Source organism: Sphingomonas sp. (assembly GCF_013816785.1).
Taxonomy (GTDB): Bacteria; Pseudomonadota; Alphaproteobacteria; order Sphingomonadales; family Sphingomonadaceae; genus Sphingomicrobium.
The window spans coordinates 1-19124 of the sequence record NZ_JACDDV010000044.1 but is presented as its reverse complement, the minus strand read 5'-3'; the positions used below and the strand labels follow the sequence as shown (position 1 = coordinate 19124).

Annotated in this window: 27 protein-coding genes and 1 tRNA gene; 16 read left to right on the top strand and 12 right to left on the bottom strand. The window is 62.6% G+C overall.

Annotation, left to right across the window (positions count from 1 at the left end; genetic code table 11):
• From dnaE to H0W65_RS09550, 7 genes are all read right to left on the bottom strand, one after another.
• On the bottom strand, positions 1-1623 hold a 1623-nt coding region (gene dnaE / locus H0W65_RS09580; RefSeq protein ID WP_294006973.1), incomplete at its 3' end, for a DNA polymerase III subunit alpha.
• 65 nt (positions 1624-1688) lie between these two features.
• Positions 1689-2252, bottom strand: a complete 564-nt coding sequence (locus H0W65_RS09575) for a hypothetical protein (protein ID WP_294006971.1) — start codon at positions 2250-2252, stop codon at positions 1689-1691.
• Positions 2249-2923 carry an ABC transporter ATP-binding protein gene (locus H0W65_RS09570; RefSeq protein ID WP_294006968.1) on the bottom strand — a complete coding sequence of 225 codons (675 nt, stop codon included), beginning with the start codon at positions 2921-2923 and terminating at the stop codon, positions 2249-2251. The genes H0W65_RS09575 and H0W65_RS09570 overlap by 4 nt, the downstream gene beginning before the upstream one ends.
• Positions 2916-4166 carry a lipoprotein-releasing ABC transporter permease subunit gene (locus tag H0W65_RS09565; protein ID WP_294006965.1) on the bottom strand — a complete coding sequence of 417 codons (1251 nt, stop codon included), beginning with the start codon at positions 4164-4166 and terminating at the stop codon, positions 2916-2918. Before H0W65_RS09565 ends, H0W65_RS09570 begins: the two co-directional genes overlap by 8 nt.
• Positions 4163-5473: a proline--tRNA ligase gene (gene proS, locus H0W65_RS09560; protein ID WP_294006962.1), complete on the bottom strand. Its 1311-nt coding sequence runs from the start codon at positions 5471-5473 to the stop codon at positions 4163-4165. Before proS ends, H0W65_RS09565 begins: the two co-directional genes overlap by 4 nt.
• A gap of 449 nt (positions 5474-5922) precedes the next feature.
• Positions 5923-6873 (bottom strand): site-specific integrase, encoded by a 951-nt coding sequence (locus H0W65_RS09555; RefSeq protein WP_294006959.1) that lies wholly within the window; start codon positions 6871-6873, stop codon positions 5923-5925.
• 163 nt (positions 6874-7036) lie between these two features.
• Positions 7037-7735, bottom strand: a complete 699-nt coding sequence (locus tag H0W65_RS09550; RefSeq protein WP_294006957.1) for a hypothetical protein — start codon at positions 7733-7735, stop codon at positions 7037-7039.
• Between the two features lie 98 nt (positions 7736-7833).
• Here H0W65_RS09550 and H0W65_RS09545 point away from each other — a divergent pair, with 98 nt between their 5' ends.
• The 9 genes from H0W65_RS09545 (at position 7834) to H0W65_RS09510 (ending at position 12250) form a co-directional block, all read left to right on the top strand.
• Entirely contained in the window at positions 7834-8010 is a 177-nt protein-coding gene (locus tag H0W65_RS09545; protein WP_294006954.1) for a helix-turn-helix domain-containing protein, read from the top strand.
• A 75-nt stretch (positions 8011-8085) separates the two neighbouring features.
• Positions 8086-8394 (top strand): hypothetical protein, encoded by a 309-nt coding sequence (locus tag H0W65_RS09540; RefSeq protein ID WP_294006951.1) that lies wholly within the window; start codon positions 8086-8088, stop codon positions 8392-8394.
• On the top strand, positions 8391-8654 hold the full coding sequence (locus tag H0W65_RS09535; protein WP_294006948.1) for a hypothetical protein: 264 nt from the start codon (positions 8391-8393) through the stop codon (positions 8652-8654). The genes H0W65_RS09540 and H0W65_RS09535 overlap by 4 nt, the downstream gene beginning before the upstream one ends.
• Positions 8654-8881 carry a hypothetical protein gene (locus H0W65_RS09530; RefSeq protein WP_294006945.1) on the top strand — a complete coding sequence of 76 codons (228 nt, stop codon included), beginning with the start codon at positions 8654-8656 and terminating at the stop codon, positions 8879-8881. Before H0W65_RS09535 ends, H0W65_RS09530 begins: the two co-directional genes overlap by 1 nt.
• A complete protein-coding gene (locus H0W65_RS09525; RefSeq protein WP_294006943.1) occupies positions 8868-9518 on the top strand; it encodes a hypothetical protein in 651 nt (216 codons plus the stop codon). The genes H0W65_RS09530 and H0W65_RS09525 overlap by 14 nt, the downstream gene beginning before the upstream one ends.
• A 13-nt stretch (positions 9519-9531) precedes the next feature.
• The gene (locus H0W65_RS09520) at positions 9532-9873 is read left to right on the top strand and encodes a hypothetical protein (protein WP_294006940.1); all 342 of its coding nucleotides are present in this window, start codon (positions 9532-9534) and stop codon (positions 9871-9873) included.
• Positions 9870-10124, top strand: coding sequence for a hypothetical protein (locus H0W65_RS09515; protein ID WP_294006937.1), 255 nt, complete (start codon positions 9870-9872; stop codon positions 10122-10124). Before H0W65_RS09520 ends, H0W65_RS09515 begins: the two co-directional genes overlap by 4 nt.
• Positions 10015-10641 (top strand): HNH endonuclease signature motif containing protein, encoded by a 627-nt coding sequence (locus H0W65_RS12210; protein ID WP_367120136.1) that lies wholly within the window; start codon positions 10015-10017, stop codon positions 10639-10641. Before H0W65_RS09515 ends, H0W65_RS12210 begins: the two co-directional genes overlap by 110 nt.
• A 19-nt stretch (positions 10642-10660) precedes the next feature.
• On the top strand, positions 10661-12250 hold the full coding sequence (locus H0W65_RS09510; protein ID WP_294006934.1) for a terminase TerL endonuclease subunit: 1590 nt from the start codon (positions 10661-10663) through the stop codon (positions 12248-12250).
• Here the strand turns inward: H0W65_RS09510 and H0W65_RS09505 are convergent.
• Positions 12247-12618 (bottom strand): hypothetical protein, encoded by a 372-nt coding sequence (locus H0W65_RS09505; RefSeq protein ID WP_294006931.1) that lies wholly within the window; start codon positions 12616-12618, stop codon positions 12247-12249. The two genes, H0W65_RS09510 and H0W65_RS09505, sit on opposite strands and share 4 nt — an antisense overlap.
• 150 nt (positions 12619-12768) lie before the next feature.
• On the opposite strand from H0W65_RS09505, the gene H0W65_RS09500 reads away from it, so the two are divergent.
• Genes H0W65_RS09500 through H0W65_RS09475 form a run of 6 tightly spaced genes read left to right on the top strand, consistent with a single transcriptional unit; the run spans position 12769 to position 16502 of the window.
• The gene (locus H0W65_RS09500) at positions 12769-13983 is read left to right on the top strand and encodes a phage major capsid protein (protein ID WP_294006928.1); all 1215 of its coding nucleotides are present in this window, start codon (positions 12769-12771) and stop codon (positions 13981-13983) included.
• Positions 13984-13985: 2 nt separating this feature from the next.
• Positions 13986-14240 carry a hypothetical protein gene (locus H0W65_RS09495; protein WP_294006926.1) on the top strand — a complete coding sequence of 85 codons (255 nt, stop codon included), beginning with the start codon at positions 13986-13988 and terminating at the stop codon, positions 14238-14240.
• 1 nt (position 14241) lies between these two features.
• A complete protein-coding gene (locus tag H0W65_RS09490; RefSeq protein WP_294006924.1) occupies positions 14242-14790 on the top strand; it encodes an HK97 family phage prohead protease in 549 nt (182 codons plus the stop codon).
• On the top strand, positions 14790-15929 hold the full coding sequence (locus H0W65_RS09485; RefSeq protein WP_294006922.1) for a phage portal protein: 1140 nt from the start codon (positions 14790-14792) through the stop codon (positions 15927-15929). Before H0W65_RS09490 ends, H0W65_RS09485 begins: the two co-directional genes overlap by 1 nt.
• Positions 15922-16191, top strand: coding sequence for a head-tail connector protein (locus tag H0W65_RS09480; RefSeq protein WP_294006920.1), 270 nt, complete (start codon positions 15922-15924; stop codon positions 16189-16191). The genes H0W65_RS09485 and H0W65_RS09480 overlap by 8 nt, the downstream gene beginning before the upstream one ends.
• 26 nt (positions 16192-16217) lie before the next feature.
• Positions 16218-16502 carry a phage head closure protein gene (locus tag H0W65_RS09475; RefSeq protein WP_294006917.1) on the top strand — a complete coding sequence of 95 codons (285 nt, stop codon included), beginning with the start codon at positions 16218-16220 and terminating at the stop codon, positions 16500-16502.
• Positions 16503-16653: 151 nt separating this feature from the next.
• Here the strand turns inward: H0W65_RS09475 and H0W65_RS09470 are convergent.
• Positions 16654-16730: transfer RNA gene (locus H0W65_RS09470), tRNA-Met, on the bottom strand.
• Positions 16731-16885: 155 nt separating this feature from the next.
• Between H0W65_RS09470 and H0W65_RS09465 the strand changes: the two genes are divergently transcribed.
• On the top strand, positions 16886-17296 hold the full coding sequence (locus H0W65_RS09465; protein ID WP_294006914.1) for a DUF3775 domain-containing protein: 411 nt from the start codon (positions 16886-16888) through the stop codon (positions 17294-17296).
• On the opposite strand, the gene H0W65_RS09460 is transcribed toward H0W65_RS09465, so the two are convergent.
• The 3 genes from H0W65_RS09460 to H0W65_RS09450 all read right to left on the bottom strand — a co-directional run.
• Entirely contained in the window at positions 17293-17802 is a 510-nt protein-coding gene (locus H0W65_RS09460; protein ID WP_294006911.1) for a 2'-5' RNA ligase family protein, read from the bottom strand. The two genes, H0W65_RS09465 and H0W65_RS09460, sit on opposite strands and share 4 nt — an antisense overlap.
• Entirely contained in the window at positions 17799-18365 is a 567-nt protein-coding gene (locus H0W65_RS09455) for a PRC-barrel domain containing protein (protein WP_294006908.1), read from the bottom strand. Before H0W65_RS09455 ends, H0W65_RS09460 begins: the two co-directional genes overlap by 4 nt.
• A 34-nt stretch (positions 18366-18399) precedes the next feature.
• The coding region (locus H0W65_RS09450; RefSeq protein ID WP_294006905.1) for a KUP/HAK/KT family potassium transporter at positions 18400-19124 on the bottom strand (725 nt) is incomplete at its 5' end.

The following is a 19124-nucleotide window of genomic DNA, read 5'->3' as shown; positions in this document are numbered from 1 at the left end:
GACCGGCATGTCCGAGCGCGGGTCCCGGTAGAGCGGGACGAGCTGGTTCAAGGGCCGGTCGCCGATCACCACGCCGGCGGCGTGAGTCGAGCTGTGGCGGGGAAGGCCTTCCAATTTCATCGCCAGATCGAGCAGCCGCCGGACATCGGGATCGGACTTATATTCCTTTTCCAGCTCGGCGACCCCGTTGAGCGAGCGACTCAGTGTCCAGGGATCGGTCGGATGGTTGGGGACCAACTTGGCAAGGCGGTCAACCTGGCCGTAGCTCATCTGTAGCACTCGGCCGGTGTCTTTCAGGACCGCGCGCGCCTTGAGACGCCCAAAGGTGATGATCTGGGCGACCCGATCGCGGCCGTATTTGCTCTGGACGTAGGCAATGACCTTGTCGCGGTGGGTTTCGCAGAAATCGATGTCGAAGTCGGGCATCGACACGCGCTCGGGGTTGAGGAACCGCTCGAACAGCAGGTCAAGGGCGATCGGATCCAGGTCAGTGATCAGCAGCGCCCAAGCTACGATGCTCCCAGCGCCCGAGCCGCGCCCCGGGCCGACCGGAATGTCGCTGGCCTTGGCCCATTGGATGAAATCGGCAACGATCAGAAAGTAACCGGCGAACCCCATGCGCGTGATGACGTCGATCTCGAAATCGAGGCGGTCGCGGTAGACCTTAAGTCGATCATCATACCCGTTCGTGTCGAGCGAAAGTGGGGGAAGGCTGGCAAGGCGTCTCTCCAGTCCGGCACGCGCCTCACGACGTAGCGTCTCGTCTTCGTCCTCGCTGAGGCGCGGGAGGATCGGGCGGCGCTTGGGGGCGGCGATCGCACAGCGCTGAGCGACGACGGCGGTGTTGGCAATCGCTTCAGGGATGTCGGCAAACAGCGTCTCCATCACGGCGGCGGGCTTCAGCCAGGCGTCGGGCGATGAGGTCTTGCGGTCTCCCTGGTCGATGTAAGTCGAGGCGGCGATGCACAGCATCGCGTCGTGCGCGGCATGAAAGTCGGGCTCGGCATAATGAGCCGGATTGGTTGCGACTAGCGGTACGTCGAGGGCGTAGGCGAGTTCGACAAGGCGGCGCTCGGCGGCCTCCTCGATGGCGGCACCACGGCGCGACAGCTCGACGTAGAGCCGGTCGGGGAACAGCGCTTTGAGCCGCTCGGCATAGGCCCGCGCCTTGTCATCCTGCCCGTCGGCGAACAGGCGGGCGATCGCCCCCTCGCCCCCCGCCGTCAGCGCGATCAGCCCGGCGGTCTGGCTGTCCAATGCATCGAATTCAACATGCGGCTCCTCGTGGATCGGCCGATCGAGATGCGCGGCCGAGACGAGGCGGCAAAGATTGTCGTAGCCGGCGTCGTCCTGGGCAAGCAGCACGAGCCAGTCGAGAACGCCCGTCGGACCAATGTCATCGGGCCGCGACACCCCAAGCATCGCACCGACGATCGGCTGCACTCCTTCCGTGAAACAGGCGTCACCGAACGGCATCGCCGCGTAGAGCCCGTTGCGATCGGTCATGGCGACCGCCGGAAAACCGAGCCTGGTCGCATGCTTGGCGATCGCCTTGGGCTCGATCGCGCCCTCGAGCATGGTGAAACAGGAAAAGACTCGCAGCGGGACGTAGAGACCGGACATGGGATCTACTATGAGGCTGCGTGACGCGAGTGGCCACCGCAATGGCCGACTTATCCCCAATTTATCTAGTGCGGCTGCCAGCGGCCTGTCGCGATATCCTCGATCTCGCGCATCCGGCCGCGATAGACTCGCTCGATGCAGCTGTTTTCACTGCCGCAGCGCTCGCGATAGGCGAGAAAGCTACCCCGTGTCCGCCGCAGCAGAAGAGCGGCGTCGGCGTCGGCGTCGGCGGTCGCGTCGACGTATCGCTCGGCCATTGCCCGATCCAGCGCCGCGAGGGCCGGGCTGGCGCAGACAGCGCGCTCGCTGGTGGTACGGGCGCGCGCGCAGTCGAAGCTCGTCAAGACGTTGCCAGTCTCAGGAACGACCACGGTGGGCGCGGCCCGAGGCGGCGCAGGAGCCAATGGATCGGGCTGGTCGGCGAGCGGAGTTTCCTCCAGCGCGCCATCTTGCGGCGCGATAGTGGCCGGGGGCGGCGCTGCTTCGGCGGCTTCGGCAAAATTGGCCTCGTTCTCGGTCAACGCGCTGCCCTCGGCGGCGCTGAGGTCGCCGCCGAGCTTGTCCTGGTCCGAGTCGCCGCAAGCTGAAAGCGCCAAGGCGGCAGCGGCCAAAACCAGGCGAAACCTCATTCGAGATGACCTTCGTGAAGCCGGACGATGCGGTCCATTCGGGTGGCGAGGCGTTCGTTGTGGGTGGCGACCAGCGCCGCGGAGCCTTCGATCCGGACTAGATTCAGGAATTCGGCGAACACTTTGTCGGCGGTGGCTTCGTCCAGATTGCCGGTCGGCTCGTCGGCGAGGACCAGCGGCGGCCGATTGGCGAGTGCGCGGGCGACCGCGACCCGCTGTTGTTCGCCACCCGACAGCTTCGACGGACGATGGTCGAGCCGCTTGGCGAGGCCGAGCTTGGACAGAAGCTCCTTGGCGCGGGTCCGAGCCTGCTCGGGCGTGGCGCCGTGGATTAGCTGCGGCAGGATGACATTTTCCATCGCATCAAAATCGGGCAGCAGATGGTGGAACTGATAGACGAAACCAAGCGCGTCGCGGCGGAGCAGCGTGCGGCCGTCATCGTCGAGCGCGGAGGCTTCCTCGCCGGCGATGCGGATCGAGCCTTCGAACCCGCCTTCGAGCAGACCGACCGCCTGCAACAGCGTAGATTTGCCCGATCCTGATGGGCCCAGAAGTGCAACGATTTCACCCGGTCGCACGGCGATGTTCACGCCGCGCAACACCTCGATCGAGACATCTCCCTGGACGAAAGTGCGCTTTAGGTCGCGCGTTTCGAGGACCGGCTCACTCATAGCGCAGCACCTGGACCGGGTCGGTCGCGGCGGCGTTGCGGGCCGGGAACAGCGTCGCGAAATAAGTCAGAACCAGTGTCACGCCAACGATGGCCGCGACCTCGAACGGATCGGTCTTCGCCGGCAGCTCGCTCAAGAATCGGACCGAGGGATCCCACAGATTCTGGCCGGTCACGAGCTGGATGAAATTGACCACACCCTGGCGGAAGAAGAGGAAGATCGCGCCAAGGATCGCACCGCTGACGATACCGATCATGCCGATCGTCAGGCCGACGGTCATAAAAATCTTGGTCATCGCGCGGCGGCTTGCGCCCATCGTGCGCAGGATTGCGATATCGCGGGTCTTGGCACGGACCAGCATGATCAGCGACGAGGCGATGTTGAACGCGGCGACCAGGATGATGATTGACAGGACGACGAACATCGCGATCCGCTCGACCTCGAGCGCTTCGAACAACGCTGAGTTCATCTGCCGCCAGTCGACGATGACTCCCTTACCCTGGACCAGTGGGCGCAGCGGGGCGACGATTTGCGCCACCTTGTCGGGGTTGGTGGTCTGCATTTCTACCATGCCGACCTGGTCGCCGAGCATCAGCAACGTTTGCGCATCCTGCATCGGCATAATCACGAACGCTTTGTCATATTCGAAGATGCCGACCTCGAACACCGCGCCGACGGTGTAGGTGACGATGCGCGGGACGGTCCCGACCGGGGTCGATCGCCCCTCGGGGCTGATCAGCGAAATTTCGCTGCCGGGATAGGCGCCCAACGTTTCGGCGAGGCGGGCGCCGATCGCGATCCGTCCGCTGCCGGGGGTGATCGACTTCAGGTCGCCCGACACGACCTTGCCGTTCAAGATCGGGTTGGTCCGAATGTCGACCAGCCGATTGCCGCGTACCAACACCCCTTCGACCCGGCCGTTGGCGGCGGCCATCAACGGTTGTTCGATCAGCGGGGTGGCGGAGACGATGCCGGGAGTCTTGCGTGCCGCGTCGGCGATCCGCTCCCAGTCGGCAAGGCGGCCGTCATAGCCCTGGACGATGGCATGTCCGTTGAGGCCCGAGATCTTCTCGAACAGCTCGGCGCGAAAGCCGTTCATCACGCTCATGACGATAATCAATGCGGCAACGCCGAGCGCAACCGCCCCGACCGAAAAACCGGCAACGACGAAAATGAATCCTTCGCCTTTGCCCGGAAGCAAGTAGCGCTTGGCGATCATTCGTTCGTAGGTGTTCAGGATCATGTGGTCAGTCGCTCGAGGGCGGATTCGATCGAAAGTTCCTGCGTCTCATCGGTGCGGCGATTCTTGAGTTCGACCGTGCCCGCGGCGAGGCCGCGCGGGCCGAGGATCAGCTGCCACGGTAAGCCGATTAGGTCCATCGAGCCCAGCTTGACCCCGCCCCGCTCGTCGCGGTCGTCGTAAAGGGTCTCGACGCCGGCGGCGGTGAGTTTGGTATAGATTTCGTCCGCCGCCGCGATGGAGGCGGGGTCGTCGCCGCGCATGGTGACAAGCCCGGCCTTCCAAGGCGCGACCGCCTCAGGCCAGACGATCCCGGCCTCGTCATGGCTCGCCTCGATGATCGCCCCGACGAGGCGCGAGACGCCGATGCCGTAGCTTCCCATCATCGGGGTCACCATATTGCCGTCGGGGCCCGATACCTTGAGACCCATCGAGGCCGAATATTTGTCGCCGAAGTAGAAGATGTGACCAACCTCGATGCCGCGGCGCATGACCATTTCATCGCCCAACGCAGCCTCTCGCGCTAAGTCACGTTTCTCGTCCGTCGCTGCATATTTGGAGGCAAGCTGCTCACGGCGATTGCGCGCGTCGCCTCGACCACCAAGCACATCGACAACTGCTTCGGTAATAAGGCTTTGTTCAACGTAAACTTCGCTTTCGCCAGTGTCCGTCAAAATGACAAATTCATGGCTGAGATCACCACCTATCGGTCCGGTGTCGGCGGCCATTGGAATTGCGGTCAAACCGAGCCGCGCAAACGTTCTCAGATACGCATCAAACATCGCGTCGTAGCTGTTGCGCGCGCCGGCCTCATCTAGGTCGAACGAGTAGGCGTCCTTCATTAGGAATTCGCGACCACGCATCACGCCGAAGCGAGGGCGGATCTCGTCGCGAAACTTCCACTGGATATGGTAGAGGGTGCGCGGCAGGTCGCGATAGCTCTTGACGTCGTCACGGAAGATGACGGTGATCATCTCCTCATTGGTGGGGCCAAAGAGCATGTCGCGATCATGGCGGTCGCGGATGCGCAGCATTTCCGGGCCATAGGCGTCGTAGCGCCCAGACCGACGCCACAGGTCCGCCGACTGGAGCGTGGGCATCAGCATTTCGATCGCGCCCGCCTTGTCCTGTTCCTCGCGGACGATCTGCTCGATCTTTTTCAATACGCGAAAACCGATTGGCAGCCAGGCATAGATGCCCGCCGCGGTCTGGCGCACCAGGCCGGCGCGGAGCATCAGCTTGTGGCTGACGATCTGGGCGTCGGACGGGCTTTCCTTCATCACCGGGAGGAAGCAGCGGGACAGGCGCAAGATGGTCGGCTTTCCGAGGAGCGGGTCAATCGTCTCTCGCCCTCCTAGAGAGACGGCTTGCCCAAGGCAATCGCGCGCGCGCCATGTGGCGCTTCGGTCACAGATTGATTGGGAATGTGTCCCATGCACGCATTTGGTCGTGACAAAAGCGCCAAGGCCGGCGTAGCCCTTGCGCATCGGATTAAGGCTCGTGGCCGGAAGTCCGGGGAGGATGCGACGCCTGTCAGGGGGTGGCGCGGCACTTCCAAGGGGGCTGACGAGCAATCGTCATGCAAGGACGCCCGGGCCGAAACGCCCGGGCGTTTTAAGTTCAGGGTGTTAAACACGCGAAATTGGTAGCGGAGGAGGGACTTGAACCCCCGACACGCGGATTATGATTCCGCTATTTACCCGCGCAAATCTGACATTTTCGGCGGCCGTGTACGGTATGTGTACGGTCCAGCCTCAATCTAGGTCAGCAATTCGGCCTGCGCCGCGGCCGCGATGGCGGCATCCCCCAGCTCATCCTTGATAAGGTGCCCATAGGTATCCAGCGTGATCTGGACGCTGGCGTGCCCGAGCCATGTAGTGAGGCGCTTCAGGTCGATCCGCTGCTTAATCCAGGCGCTGGCGGCCGCGTGCCGGAGGGAGTGGAAATCGTATTTCGCGCGCGGCTCCCCTTCCCTACCCGGCCGCGTCAAACCCGCCTTCACCTGGAGCGGCCAATACTCCCGATTAAGGAGATTGGAGTGCAAGCGGACGCCGCCGGCCGCGTTGGGGAACAGCAACCCGAGCGGCGACACCGGCGACCGGAGCATCCAGGCGCGAAGCTCCGACACCAACATCGCCGGGATGGGAACGGTGCGATGGCCGGCTTCCGATTTCGGGGAGCCGATCGCCCCCCACTGGTCGGCGCGCTGCTCGACCGTGATTTCCCCGACCTTCAGGTTCACGTCCTGGCGGCGGAGCGCGCGGATTTCGGAGGATCGAAGGCCGGTAAAGATCACCGTCATCAGCAAGGGCCGGAACGCCGGGAAATCACTCTCGGCCGCCGCGAGCATCGCCCGCAATTCATCTTTGGCAGGGATGATGATCCTCTTCTTATCCCGCTTCGACCGCACCACCTTCACACCCTTGGCGACGTTCTGCGCGACTAGGCCACGCCGCTGGGCTTCAGTGAGGATGCTGGACAGCCCGCGGACGGCCTTACCCGCCATCGCCGCCGAGCGCGTCTCCAGGAGGGCATCCTTGAACGCTTCGACCTTCGGCATGGTAAGCCGGGATAGGCGCTCAGACCCCAGGAGCGGCTTGATATGAAGATCGGCCCATTCGCGATATTGCTTCACCGTCGAGCGTTCCCGACCGGCGCTTTCGGCCTTGGCGATCCAGAGATCGGCGGCTTCACCGACCGTGATGCTCATCGAGTCGGGCGTATGAACGCCGGCCGCGACCTCGCTCTCCGCCTTGATCCTGAAGGCGTCGGCATCCCGCTTCCGGTCGAATTGGCGGGTTCGATCCTTGCCTTCGTTATCGACGTAACGGACGCGCCACGCCTCCCGCGGCTCGCCTTTGGGAGTGATCCAGCTACGCTTCCTGATCGTCGCCATTAAGCTTCATCCTCACGTCAATAGTGTCGATCATCTCTTTGAGCTGGCGCCCGCGCTCGACCAGCCGTTGCTCTAGGTCGAGCCATAGGTCTGTGGGCTCTAAATCCGGCCGAACTGCTATGATGTGCCCCATCACCACCATGAGGAAGGGCCTGACCTGGATAATCAGGTGCCGATAAAACTCTCCGATGATTGGGCTTCCTTCGTCATCGTTCATCATGATCGACGGCAAATCTTCGAGTTTCTCGATGCGGATGCTTTCGTGATAATCGTATTCCCCCTCGCCTTCTTCAGAGAGATCACGGAGAGACTCAGGGCTTAGCATCCAGACGAGTTTGTTAGCGTCGATTGAAGGCGTCCACCGGTCGAATAATTCTTCGGGGGTGAGTGCGATCAGCAGCGACCATTCGACCTCATTCCAGTTCGCGGAAAGCGTCTTTACGATTCGCTTCGGTGCCATACCAGCTTGTGCAAACTCAGTGGCGAAAGCCATCATCAGCAGCAGCGGGAACGTATAGATGGCGCGCTTGCCGGTCCCGGTATTCACCCCTGGGGGGAAGCCGAGGCGCTGGAAGTGCTTCAGCCGAGCGCGGAAGGCCACGCGCTTATCTTCCGCGATTCGGTTCAGTCGAGCTAAAGTCGCCTCCACGTCGCCGTAACTCAGATCTACCGTCACCCAACCCTCCGAAAGACGAGATTTAGTCCTTGCACCGGAACGCACGACATGGCAAGAGAGACGAAGTTTAGTCCTAGTCTTAAACGGAGGAAATGGAAATGCTGTCAGACGACCTACTACCCGGCGCCAACGCGGCGGCCGCATACATCGGGGTAACTCCCCGAGCCGTGTACCACCTGGTCGAGGCGGGGCACCTCCCCGCGATCAAGAAGGGCCGGAAGCTCTACTTCCGCAAAACCGAGCTTGAGCGTGCCTTCAGTTCCGAAGCGGCGTGAATCAAAAAAATTGGCCGGCAACGAGGGTGGAGCCTCGCGCCGACCGGACCATCCAATCCCTTGAGGAGACGTGAAATGGCTACCCAGCTACTTACACCACCACCCGCCCCCGCGGCAACGACCTTTGCCCTGAGCGGCCCCGGCGGCACCCTTGCCCTCGACCGCCGCACCATTGAAACCTTGGCCGAGTTCTTCGTCGGCGCACTGGATTGCAGCCAAGCTGACGCGGACCTTGAGCACAACGGCGATGAACTGGACGGCACCGGCGGCGAAGATGATTTCGTGGATCACCCCAATCACTTCGGCCCCGGATGCCCGATCAGCGACCCCGATGCTGCCGTTGACGACAGCCCCTGCGATGCTTGTTCGGAGGATGGGCTGTGACCGCTCAGTGCAACGGCTGCCGCTTCTGGAAGCTGGACGAATCCACCGTCGATCCGAACGATCCAGATTGGGGCTTCGGCTCGTGCCGACGAAAGCCCCCGGTTCTGCTCGACTGTCTCATCGCCGCGGAGATCGTGCCCCCGCGATACGGAAATCAGACCGACCTCGACATAAGCATCGAGAAGATTGCCACCGGCTCCCGCTTCCCTGGAACCTTCGCCACCGACTGGTGCGGCAACTACATCGGGGAGGTGGCGTGATGGCCGAAATCCTCGCCTTCCGTAGCTCGACGCCGGTGATCCACGTCGATGGCTCCCATACCCACGGCTATTTCGTCAACGTGCGCCCCTGCCCCGAGGGCGTACCGTCGCTGAAGCATTTCATCCGAGGCGACCGTGCCTTCGATTACGCCTGGGAGCTTCAGCGGGCGCACGGCTGGACCGTGAACATCGTCGGGGAGCTTAGCGGTCTAGATGGCGCGGCATAAAACCAAAGCCGATCATCGCGCCGACAATCGCGGCGGGCCTTGGGCGGGCCTGCCGCATGTCGTCCTGGAAAGCCTCGCCTATCAGCATCTCAGCTTATGGGCGCGCGCGATCCTGGTCGAGATCGTCCTGAAGATGAACGGCTATAACAACGGCACTATCGGCATCAGCCAGCGCCAGATTGCCAACCGCCTGCATACTTCCAACTTCAAACAGATCGGCCGGGGCATTGCCGAGCTGATGGAGCACGGCTTCCTCGATATCGTAATCGAGGGCCGATGGAAGCAAGGCAAGGCGCGGGAATATCGGCTTACCTTCGTCAACAGTGGCAAACCCGGCCACTACCGAGCGGCGACGAATGAATACCGAGCTTGGCTGCCGGAAGTAAAATCTGGCGTTGAACCTGTGTCAGCGAACACCCCCTCAACTGATGACACTGTGTCAGCAAACCCCCCAACCTTTGTTGAGACTGTCTCAACAGACCTCAACGGAAAACAGCCAAAAACGCCGCTGGCATTTGTTGAACCTGTCTCACCACTTATAGGTAAGCCATACCCAGGGCGCAAAGCTCCCCGATCAAAATCAGAGCAAAATGGACCTCAAATAGCGGGCGGCCCCATCGCGGCCGTCGCGCGCTGAAGGAGATTGTCTAATGGAAACCATCATCATCACCGGCTTGGAGCGTGTCCGGGAACTGCGGCCGAGTAAGAACGGTCACACCATCCTCGCCTATTTCTCCGCCGACATTGGCGTTTTCAGCTTCAAGGGCTGCGTGCTCGTTCGGACGGCGCGGCAAGGAATAGCGGCATGGCTACCCCGACTGGAGGATCCCCGCTCGGACCGCCAGCGCAGCGTCACCCTTAATGATGAGCCCACCCGCAATGCGCTCCTGAAGGAAGCGCGCGAGATGTATATCAGAATGGGCGGCACCGAAGCCGAATGGCGCCCGCGCGAGGATGAAGAGACCGCGGACGAACGGGAGACACTGACATGAATAACACAATCGACAACCTGCGCCGCTCGCCTCTTCCGGGCGTCATCATTGAACAGTGGACCCTTGTCACCGGATGGCCCGGATTTCGCGTTTACCTCGATGCCCCCACGCATGGCTTCGATGGCGACGCTCTTGAGCACTATGTGGAGTGCGAGGATCACACCTCCGCTGAAGCGGCCGCCGATGTTCTATCGAAGGCAACCGGGTGGCCAGTATATGCAAGCGCCAAGCCGAGATCAGAAGATGGCTAAGTGGCCTTACAACACCACCGCCTGGTCGAAGCTAAGGGTAGCGCACCTTGCCCGCTTCCCCTTCTGCGAGGGGTGCCCGCCGCACTCCTACAAGATGGCGAACACGGTGGATCACCGGCATCCCATCAGTGATGGTGGCCCCGCGTTCCCCGGTCATGACGGCCTCGCCTCCTATTGTGCCCCATGCCACTCGGCCAAGACGGCACGCGGCGCGGAGGCGGGCGCGATCAAGACGACGAAGGCAAGGAAGGGGTGCAATCCGGACGGCTCGCCGCTCGACCCCGATCATCCTTGGAATAGTGGCCAGACTCAAGCCACTAAGGTGGGAACGGTTTTCCCACCTCTCGGAGCGTCGCCCAATAAGGGTGGCTTGAATCCGGCCACCCTTGGCACCCCGATAGGCGGAAAGAGTTTTTCCACCTTTGATCGAGCAAAATCGCTCAGGGCTGTCGAAGGAAGACCGGCGCCCACCCCAAGAATAGAGTTAGTTTCAAAGGACTACCGAAATGGGTGCTAGGGGACCGGGCGCATCGCGGATGAAGCGCGCCGCCGAACAGCTCGAAACCTCGGAACTGGATTGGCATCCTTGGGAAGCGGACGGTCTCGGCCGAGCCGAGCGGGTGATTGCCTTCGTGGAGTCGCTTCCGATTACAAAGGGCTTCGGCGCCGGCGAGAATGTGAAGCTGCTACCGTTTCAGCGCGAATGGATCGAAGCGATTTACGGCGACGGCGATGACGGTCGGCGGCGGGTGCGAACCGGCCTGATGAGCGTTGCCCGCGGCCAAGGTAAGACGGTGCTGGCGGCCCTGCTTTGTCTTTGTCATCTGATCGGCCCAGAAGCCGAGCTACGCGGCGAGTGCTACAGCGCGGCCGCCACCCGCGATCAGTCGGCGCTCATTTTCGCGGAGATGGAAGCCGTCATCTTCGCAGTGCCCTGGATGGCCAACCGGCTGAACGTCCAGCGATTCCACAAGCGCATCGAAGATATGGAAACCGGCTCAACGTACCGGGCGCTCGCCAGCGACGGCGCCAGCGTTCACGGCCTCGCCAGCTCCTTCATTGTCTGTGACGAATTGGCGCAATGGCGGAAGCGGGAATTATTTGACGTGCTGCGGACCTCAATGGGCAAGCGCGCGGAGCCCCTGATGCTGGTGATCGGCACGCAATCGCCGCACCCTGAGAACCTGATGAGCGAGATGGTCGATTACGCCGGCCGCGTGAACAGCGGTGAGATTAACGACCCGAGCTTCCACGGCCGCCTGTACGCGGTGCCCGAGGATGCCGACCCCTTCGACCCTGCCAACTGGCCTTTGGCAAACCCGGCAATCGGCACCTTCGTTTCTGCCGAGCAACTTGCCGATGAAGCAGAACGGGCTCAGCGGATGCCGACATTCCAGCCGGCGTTCTTGAACCTTCATTGCAATATGCGCGTGGATGCCGAGCCCAAGGCGATCAACCCCACCGAATGGGCCGCCTGCGGTGATCCGGTGGACCGGGAGGCGCTGCGCGGGCGCCCCTGCTACGGCGGCCTCGACCTCGCCAGCGTGCGCGACCTCGCCGCCCTGGTCCTGTATTTCCCCGAGGATGGCGGCGCCGTGCTCCCCTATTTCTGGTGCCCGAAGGCCGGCATCGCCCTGAAGGAGGAGACCGACCGCGTTCCCTACCGCACCTGGGCTCAACAAGGGCATATCGAGGCAACCCCCGGCGCCGCCATCGACAAGCGGTATATCGGCCGCCAGCTCGCTCAGATCGTCTCAGAGTTCGACGTGAACGGCATCGCCTTCGACCGCTTCGGCTTCAAAGACCTGGAGGTGATCCTTGATGGCGAGGGCGTCCAGCTCCCCTTGGTCGAATGGGGGCAAGGTTATCTCAGCATGGGACCGGCCGTCTCCGCATTCGAGACCGCTATGCTCGCCGGCGAACTGCGGCATGGGATGCACCCGGTGCTCCGCTGGAACGCCTCTAACCTGATCCTGGACACTGATCCGGCCGGCAACCGCAAACCCAATAAAGCACGCTCGATTGATCGAATCGATGGGCTGGCGGCGCTCATCATGGCCTGCGGGCTGGCGGCGAAAGACGAAGGGCCGACCGTATATCAGGGAACCGGCGTTGCCTGGGTCTAAGCCTTGAAGGTGATCGTACCCTTTACCTTGAAGCTATTGTCGCAATCGCGGCCGTTGCTGCGGCCGGTACGCTTCACTTCATAGCCGGCGCACGGATATGTCTGATCGACGGATAAGGTGCCCGAGCCGCTAAGTGAATAATTGCTTAGTAAATCTCCGAACGCGAACCCGCCCTCTTTGCATCTACGGTTCGGGCAGCCGAGATGGGCCTTTGCCGACGCCCGCGTGATCCTCATCGGATTTTGCCCCAGGGTATCGTAGTGCCCCCAGGGGTTGTTATCGACCTCGAAATCGATGGCCTCGACGTTCGGGAACGCCTCCTCGAACTTATTGGTCGGCTTCGCCAGCCATCTTTCGTCATTCGCCATTGCCGATCTCCTGCCCCTTAACTCTACCCGTAAACCCCATGTAATCCAAAGGTTTAACACTGATTTCCGAGACTTACATGATAGACTTTCCTGCTCAAATATGGTATCTGGATACCGGGAAATACTATGTTGAGCGAGGGACTGACTAACATGAAAACTGCGGAATTGATCGAACAGCGGGGGCCGATCGTCACCCGCATGAATGAAGCCCACGGCAAGGATGATAACGAAGCCTTCGCCGCTGCGGAAGCCGAGCTGCGGACACTCGACCAGAAGGTTGATCGCGCGCGCAAGCTGGACGCCGCCGACCGTGCCGACCCCGGCACCCCCCTCACCGGCTCCACTGACGAGCATCTGAGCCGCGAGCTTCGCAGCTTCAGCATCGTCAAGATGATGGCGCACAAGGCTGGGCTCGGCGTCGATGCCGGACGCGAAATCGAATTGCAGGCGGAGCTGACGAAGCGCGCCGGCAAGCCTGCCGAGGGTTTCTATGTGCCGACCGAGATTTTCGAGACGCGCGTACAGCTCACCACGAACAGTGGCACCATCACCCCGACCACCTTCCGGCCGGACCTGTTCACTTCCGCCCTGACCGCCACCGCCGTCCTGACCACGCTGGGCGCCACCACGCTCACCGGCCTCACCGGCGATGTGACGATCCCGCGCGAAACCGATAGTCCCCAGGCGGGCTGGGTGGCCGAGAATGTCGCGCTTCCCTATGACGATGCGGCTTTCGACAGCCTCACCCTCTCGCCGCATCATGTCGGCGTCATCACCGAAATCAGCCGGCAAATGCTGATGCAGTCGAGCCCCGCCATCGAACAGCTCATCCGCAATATGCAGGCGCGTAACATCGCCTTGGAGATTGACCGGGCGGCCATCGTCGGTAGCGGAACGGGCGCCACCCCCCGCGGCATCCTGAATACCACTGGCGTTGCTTCCGTTGCCTATTCGACGGACCTGTTCACCACGACGGCGGCAATGATTGCGGCGGCGGACCTGGCGAACGTGTCCACTAATCGAGGCTTCGTTTCGACCAACGGCATCAAGGGCCGGGCAAACCTGCTCCGAGACGCGGACGGCAACCCGATCAGCGTGGCGGACACCTTCCACGGCGAGCCGGTCCAGTTCACGAATCAGGCGCCGAACAACCTTGGCGCCGGCACGAACGAGCACGCGCTGGTCTACGGGGATTGGGCCGACTTCCTGATTGGTATCTGGTCGCAAATCGACGTGCTGGTGAATCCGTTCGCTCAGTCGGCTTATGAAAAGGGCAACGTCCTGGTTCGCTCGATGGCGACGGTGGACTTCGGCGTGCGCCGCCCCGCTTCCTTCGTGAAGGCCACCGGCATCCTTGGGAGCTAATCATGGACCCTTATAGCCGAGCAATGGCGAGCGGACCCGCCACTAGGGCCGAGCACGTCAAGACGCATAACAGCAACCCGCTTGCCGAGGTGCCCCGCGCCATCTTCATCGGCAAAGCGGGAACGCTCAAAATGCGCGGCGTGGATGATGCCGAGGACCGGACGTGGAAGGTGCCCGCGGGCGCCGTCATCCCCTTCCGGGCTCAGTATATCCGCACCACCGGCACCACCGCCGACGATATCATGGCCCTCTATTAAGATGACGGCCCGCATCCCCCCGGCCGTCGAGCGGCGTAGTTTCTCCGAGGTGCGAGCCGTTGGCCGCAAGCTGGAGGGCTACGCCGCGACCTTTAACAGCGAAGCGCGACTAGGATCATTTGTGGAAACGATTGCTCCCGGCGCCTTCCGGTCGGCGTTGGCGGGTGATGTGCTGGCGCTGATGGATCACGATCCCGGCAAGGTACTCGGCCGCACCCGTAGCGGCACCCTGAAGCTATTCGAGGATACCCGCGGCCTAGGCTTCAGCCTGGACGTTCCAGACACCCAGGCGGGCCGCGACGTGCTCGCCTTGGCCGAGCGCGCGGACCTCGGCGGCATGTCGTTCGGCTTCACCGTCCCCAAGGGCGGCGAGGATTGGAACGGGGAGAAGCGGACCCTTCGCCAGATCGGCCTGAAAGAAATCAGCGTCGTTTCGGCATGGCCGGCCTACCCCGACACCGAAATCGCACTCAGGGCGCTTCAGCGGGGTGCGGAGGCGCATCGGCGGGCGCGGGTGCTCATCATGGCGGAGCTGGCGGCATGGGGCTAATGGACCGGGCGCTGGGCTTCCTCGGCCTTGAGAAGCGCAACGACAGTACCGATCCGAGCTGGGGCGCCATCGCCCCGAGCGTCGGCTACTACGGCACGCTCACCGCGCGTGGAGCCGAGAACCTATCCACGGTGCTCGCCTGCACCACCGCCATCAGCTCCGCCCTCGCCTATGTCCCTGCCCTGGTCTACCGGCGCGATGGGGACGGCAATCGGATTGAAGCCCAAGGGCACACGCTGGCGAAGATTGCCCGCGGCGGCGTGAACGAACAGCAGACCTGGCCGGATTGGCTGGAGCATGTTGTCGCATCGGCGCTGCTTACCGGCAACGGCCTCGCCGAGATACTCCGCGCCGGCAACAGCCAGCTCGCCGGCTTCCGGTGGATACCCTGGGGAATGGTCACAGTGGCCTATCTCCAGAGCGGGCGCCTTGCCTATGATGTTTCGGACGGCCGCGGCGGCACCCGGCGCTTGCTTCAGGGCGAAGTGCTACACCTCCGCGACCGAACGGATGATGGCCTCATCGGCCGCTCCAGGCTCAGTAGGGCCGCCGACACCGTGGCGGGCGTGGCGGCGAGCAATACGTTTGCGCGGAGCTTCCTGGAGCGTGGCGCACAGCCGAGCGGCGTGATTAAACATCCCGGCGCCATGACAGCCGAACAGAAAATTAGTCTCCGGGAGCAATTCCAGGAACGGCACGGCGGCGCCGCCAACGCGGGCCGAACGCTGATCCTCGACGGCGGGCTTGAATGGCAGGCTTCGCAGATATCGCCCGAGGATGCCGAGCTACTGGAAACCCGGAAGTTCGGCGTCGAGGAAATCTGCCGACTGTTCCAGGTGCCTCCGCCCCTGGTCCAGGATTACAGCCATAACACCTTCACTAATTCCGAGACGGCGGGCCGTTGGTTCGCTCAGTTCACCTTGGCGCCCTGGGCTCGAAAGATTGAAGCCGAGTTCGCGCGGAGCGTGCTGGCGAGCGGCTTGGAGCTAGAGCTGGACCTTTCCGGCTTCCTCCGCGGCGACCCTCAAACCCGTTGGGCTGCCCATAAGATTGCGCTCGACGCCGGCGTGCTCGACGCTGACGAGGTGCGACAGGTCGAAGGCTGGAATCCCCGCAAGCGGGAGCCGGTTAGTGCCTGATCTAGTGACCTTGGCCGAGGCGAAATCTTATATCCGCGTGACGGAAAATCACGAAGATACGGTGATCGCCACGCTCATCACCGCGGCGTCGGATGCAGTGGGGGACTATGCTGAAGCCTGGGCTGGCATTGGGGACGTACCTGCCCGCATAAAGCAAGCCGTGCTCGCCCGCGTGGCGGCCGCCTTCGATAACCGGGAAGTCATCAGCGAGACGAAGGGGGAACAAGGCTTCCTCCTGCCCTACCGCGTGCTCGACCTATGAAGGCTGGGCCGCTCGACCGAATTATTATGATCCAGCGCAAGACAGTCGTTTATGACGATTACGGCGGCGAGATCGAAGCATGGGCGGAGCTGGCGACGGTGCCCGCTCAGGTTGTCCAGGTAAGCGGGCGGGAGTTCCTCGCCGCCGATCAGGTCCAAGCCGAACAGCGGGTGCTATTTCGGACGCGATGGATCGAAGGAATCACCGTGCTCGACCGGGTTAGCTACTCCGACCGGCTCCACAATATCCAGGACGTGAAGGAGCTTGGCCGGCGTGAGGGCGTCGAGCTGCACACGATTGCGGCGGCCTAGCGTGTACGATCCATGTACGGTGGACTTCCCGGCAGGCAATCGGAAACGGCGGAAAACCGAGGAATAGCCGTGTACGGGAACGCAACACGAAACCCCTTCTTTCCCGAGTGCCGGCCACCTCCTAACCCGTTGATATCAAAAGGGAAAGGAATGGTAGCGGAGGAGGGACTTGAACCCCCGACACGCGGATTATGATTCCGCTGCTCTAACCAGCTGAGCTACTCCGCCCCAAGGACACGGCCTCGTTGGCCAACCGCTCAAACCAGGTCAGTAGGCGACAGGCCGCGGGGCGAGCCTATAGGTGGACGCGAAAAGGGCGTCAACAAGGTGGAACCGGCTTCATCGACCCTCGTTCAAACGGGGAGACTGGAGAGCCCGACCCGATGGAACCGTTGACCCCGCTTGAGACGCTGTGCCGCATCATCCTTCGCGCCCGTGAATACGAAGCGCAGGTTCCGACTGACTATGATGGCGGGGAGGCTCCCGAGAATGTTGACGACGATGGCGAGGAGACGCTGTCGGTGCTCGACGATTCAATCAACACCAGCGTCGAGGAAGAGCTGACCGCGGCATTCGACGACCTGGCCGAGGACCAGCTGGCAGAAGTGCTGGCCTTTGCCTGGGTCGGGTCGGGCACCTACGACGCCGCCGACTGGGACGAAGCGATCGAGGCGGCGGACGAAGAGAACAACATCGTCGAGGAATTGATGGGCATGCCAATGCTCGCCTCTGTGCTCGAGGCGGGCATGGCGGCATTCGACATCAGCTGTAATGGGATCGGCGACCTCAGCTAGCGCCCGCGGAACGGATAAACGCCCGCCGCCCGCCATGGACCGCCCTCATAACGATGACAGGCAAGGCCCGTGATTGCCAGCGGGCGCGGGACGAAGTCGCGTTCCAGGTGATCTTGCAGCGCGCGGGCAATCCGTGGCGCGACCTTGTTCTGGATGGTGACGTGCGGGCGCCAGCCGTGCGTGTCCTGCGCGGTCAGGCTGCCGCGAAAGGCTTCGGTAAGCTCGGCACGGATAGCATCCAGATCGTCCGAGACGACCCGATAGGCGGTCCCTCCACCGAGATCCAGCAGGCCGGCAATAGCCGACCGGGGGCGCGGCCGGTCGGCGGCCAGAATCGCGAGGCGGTGCTTCAGTTCGGCTTCCAGCATCGCGGGAACCGCGTGGAGCATGGTGAGGTGGGCGGAAAGCTGGTTGCGTTCTGGCGGAAAATGGCGGCGGCGCAGTCCGTCGAACCAAGCAAGATCGGCCGCGCCAAGCTCGGCGGTAACGATCAGCGGGGCCCTCATCGGCCGGGCCATTCGTCCTTCGGCAGCGCGGGAAGGCGTCCGAACCCGGACGGATCGAGCCCGATAATCAACTTGTCCTCCTCAACCCGGCAGTTGCGCCAGTCGACCCGGCGCAAAGTCTCACCGACTCCGGCCATGCCGCCGTCGGCGGCGACCACATAGGCGATTCCCCCCGATCGCGCGCCAATCATCGCGTCAACGCATGCGCCCAGTTCATGGTCGCCGGCTCCGGCCAACTTGGCGCGGTTCAGCAGAGAGGCCGGAAACAGCGCTTCGCCGGGAGTGTCCTGGCTTTTTTCCCGGGCTGCCTTGCCGCCATCCTCGATCCGCGCCTGGCGGCCGAGCCAGCGCCAGATGCCGAATAGGTTGAGGCCGGTGAGGATGACGTTTTGCCACAGGAGGTTAGGCTGGTCGGTGGCGATGCCAAGCACGAGCCAAGCGAGTGAGCCGACCGTGAAGACGATGAAGCCATAGCCGGTGATACGGCTGCCAAGATTGGAGGCGGTCATCAAAGCGGCGATGGTGGTGGCGATCGGCGCTACCCAAGATGAAATCTGTTCCATGCCGAGCCCAACCGGCCGGGGGGGCGCAAGTTGCCTAAATCTCGACCTGACTGCCGAGTTCCACGACGCGGTTGGTGGGCAGCTTGAAGAATTCCATCGCGCTTTCGGAGTTGCGCAGCATCCAGGCGAACAGATTCTCGCGCCAGATCGCCATGCCCGGCCGAGACGATGCGATCAGCGTCTGCCGGGCGAGGAAGAAGCTGGTGTCCATCATCTTGCAAGCTGGGCCGCAACCCTCGATCCGGGCGAGCTCGGTTGGAACGTCGATATCCTCCATGAAACCGTAGCGCAGCACGACGCGGAAGAACCCCGCGCCATAAGGTTCGATGCTGCTGCGCTTATCGGATTTCACATAAGGCACGTCCTCGATCCGCACGGTAAGCAGCATCACCCGCTCATGCAGCACCTTGTTGTGCTTCAAATTATGGAGCAGCGCATGGGGAACACCGGTGGTCGCGCTGGTCATGTAAACAGCGGTTCCGGAGACACGGGTCGCCGAGGAAGCGGCCGATTTGATAAACACCTCAATTGGCAAGGCCTGCTCGTTCATCCGGGCAATCATCAACATCCGGCCGCGCGCCCAAGTGGTCAGCATGGTGAAGGCGATTACACCGACCAGCAGCGGGAACCAGCCGCCGACGGGAACCTTCAAAAGGTTGGCACCGAAGTAGAGAAGGTCGACGGAGAAGAAGACTGCGAGCAGGGCCGAGGCGGCAAACTTGTTCCAGTTCCATAAGTTGAACAGAACCACCGCAATCA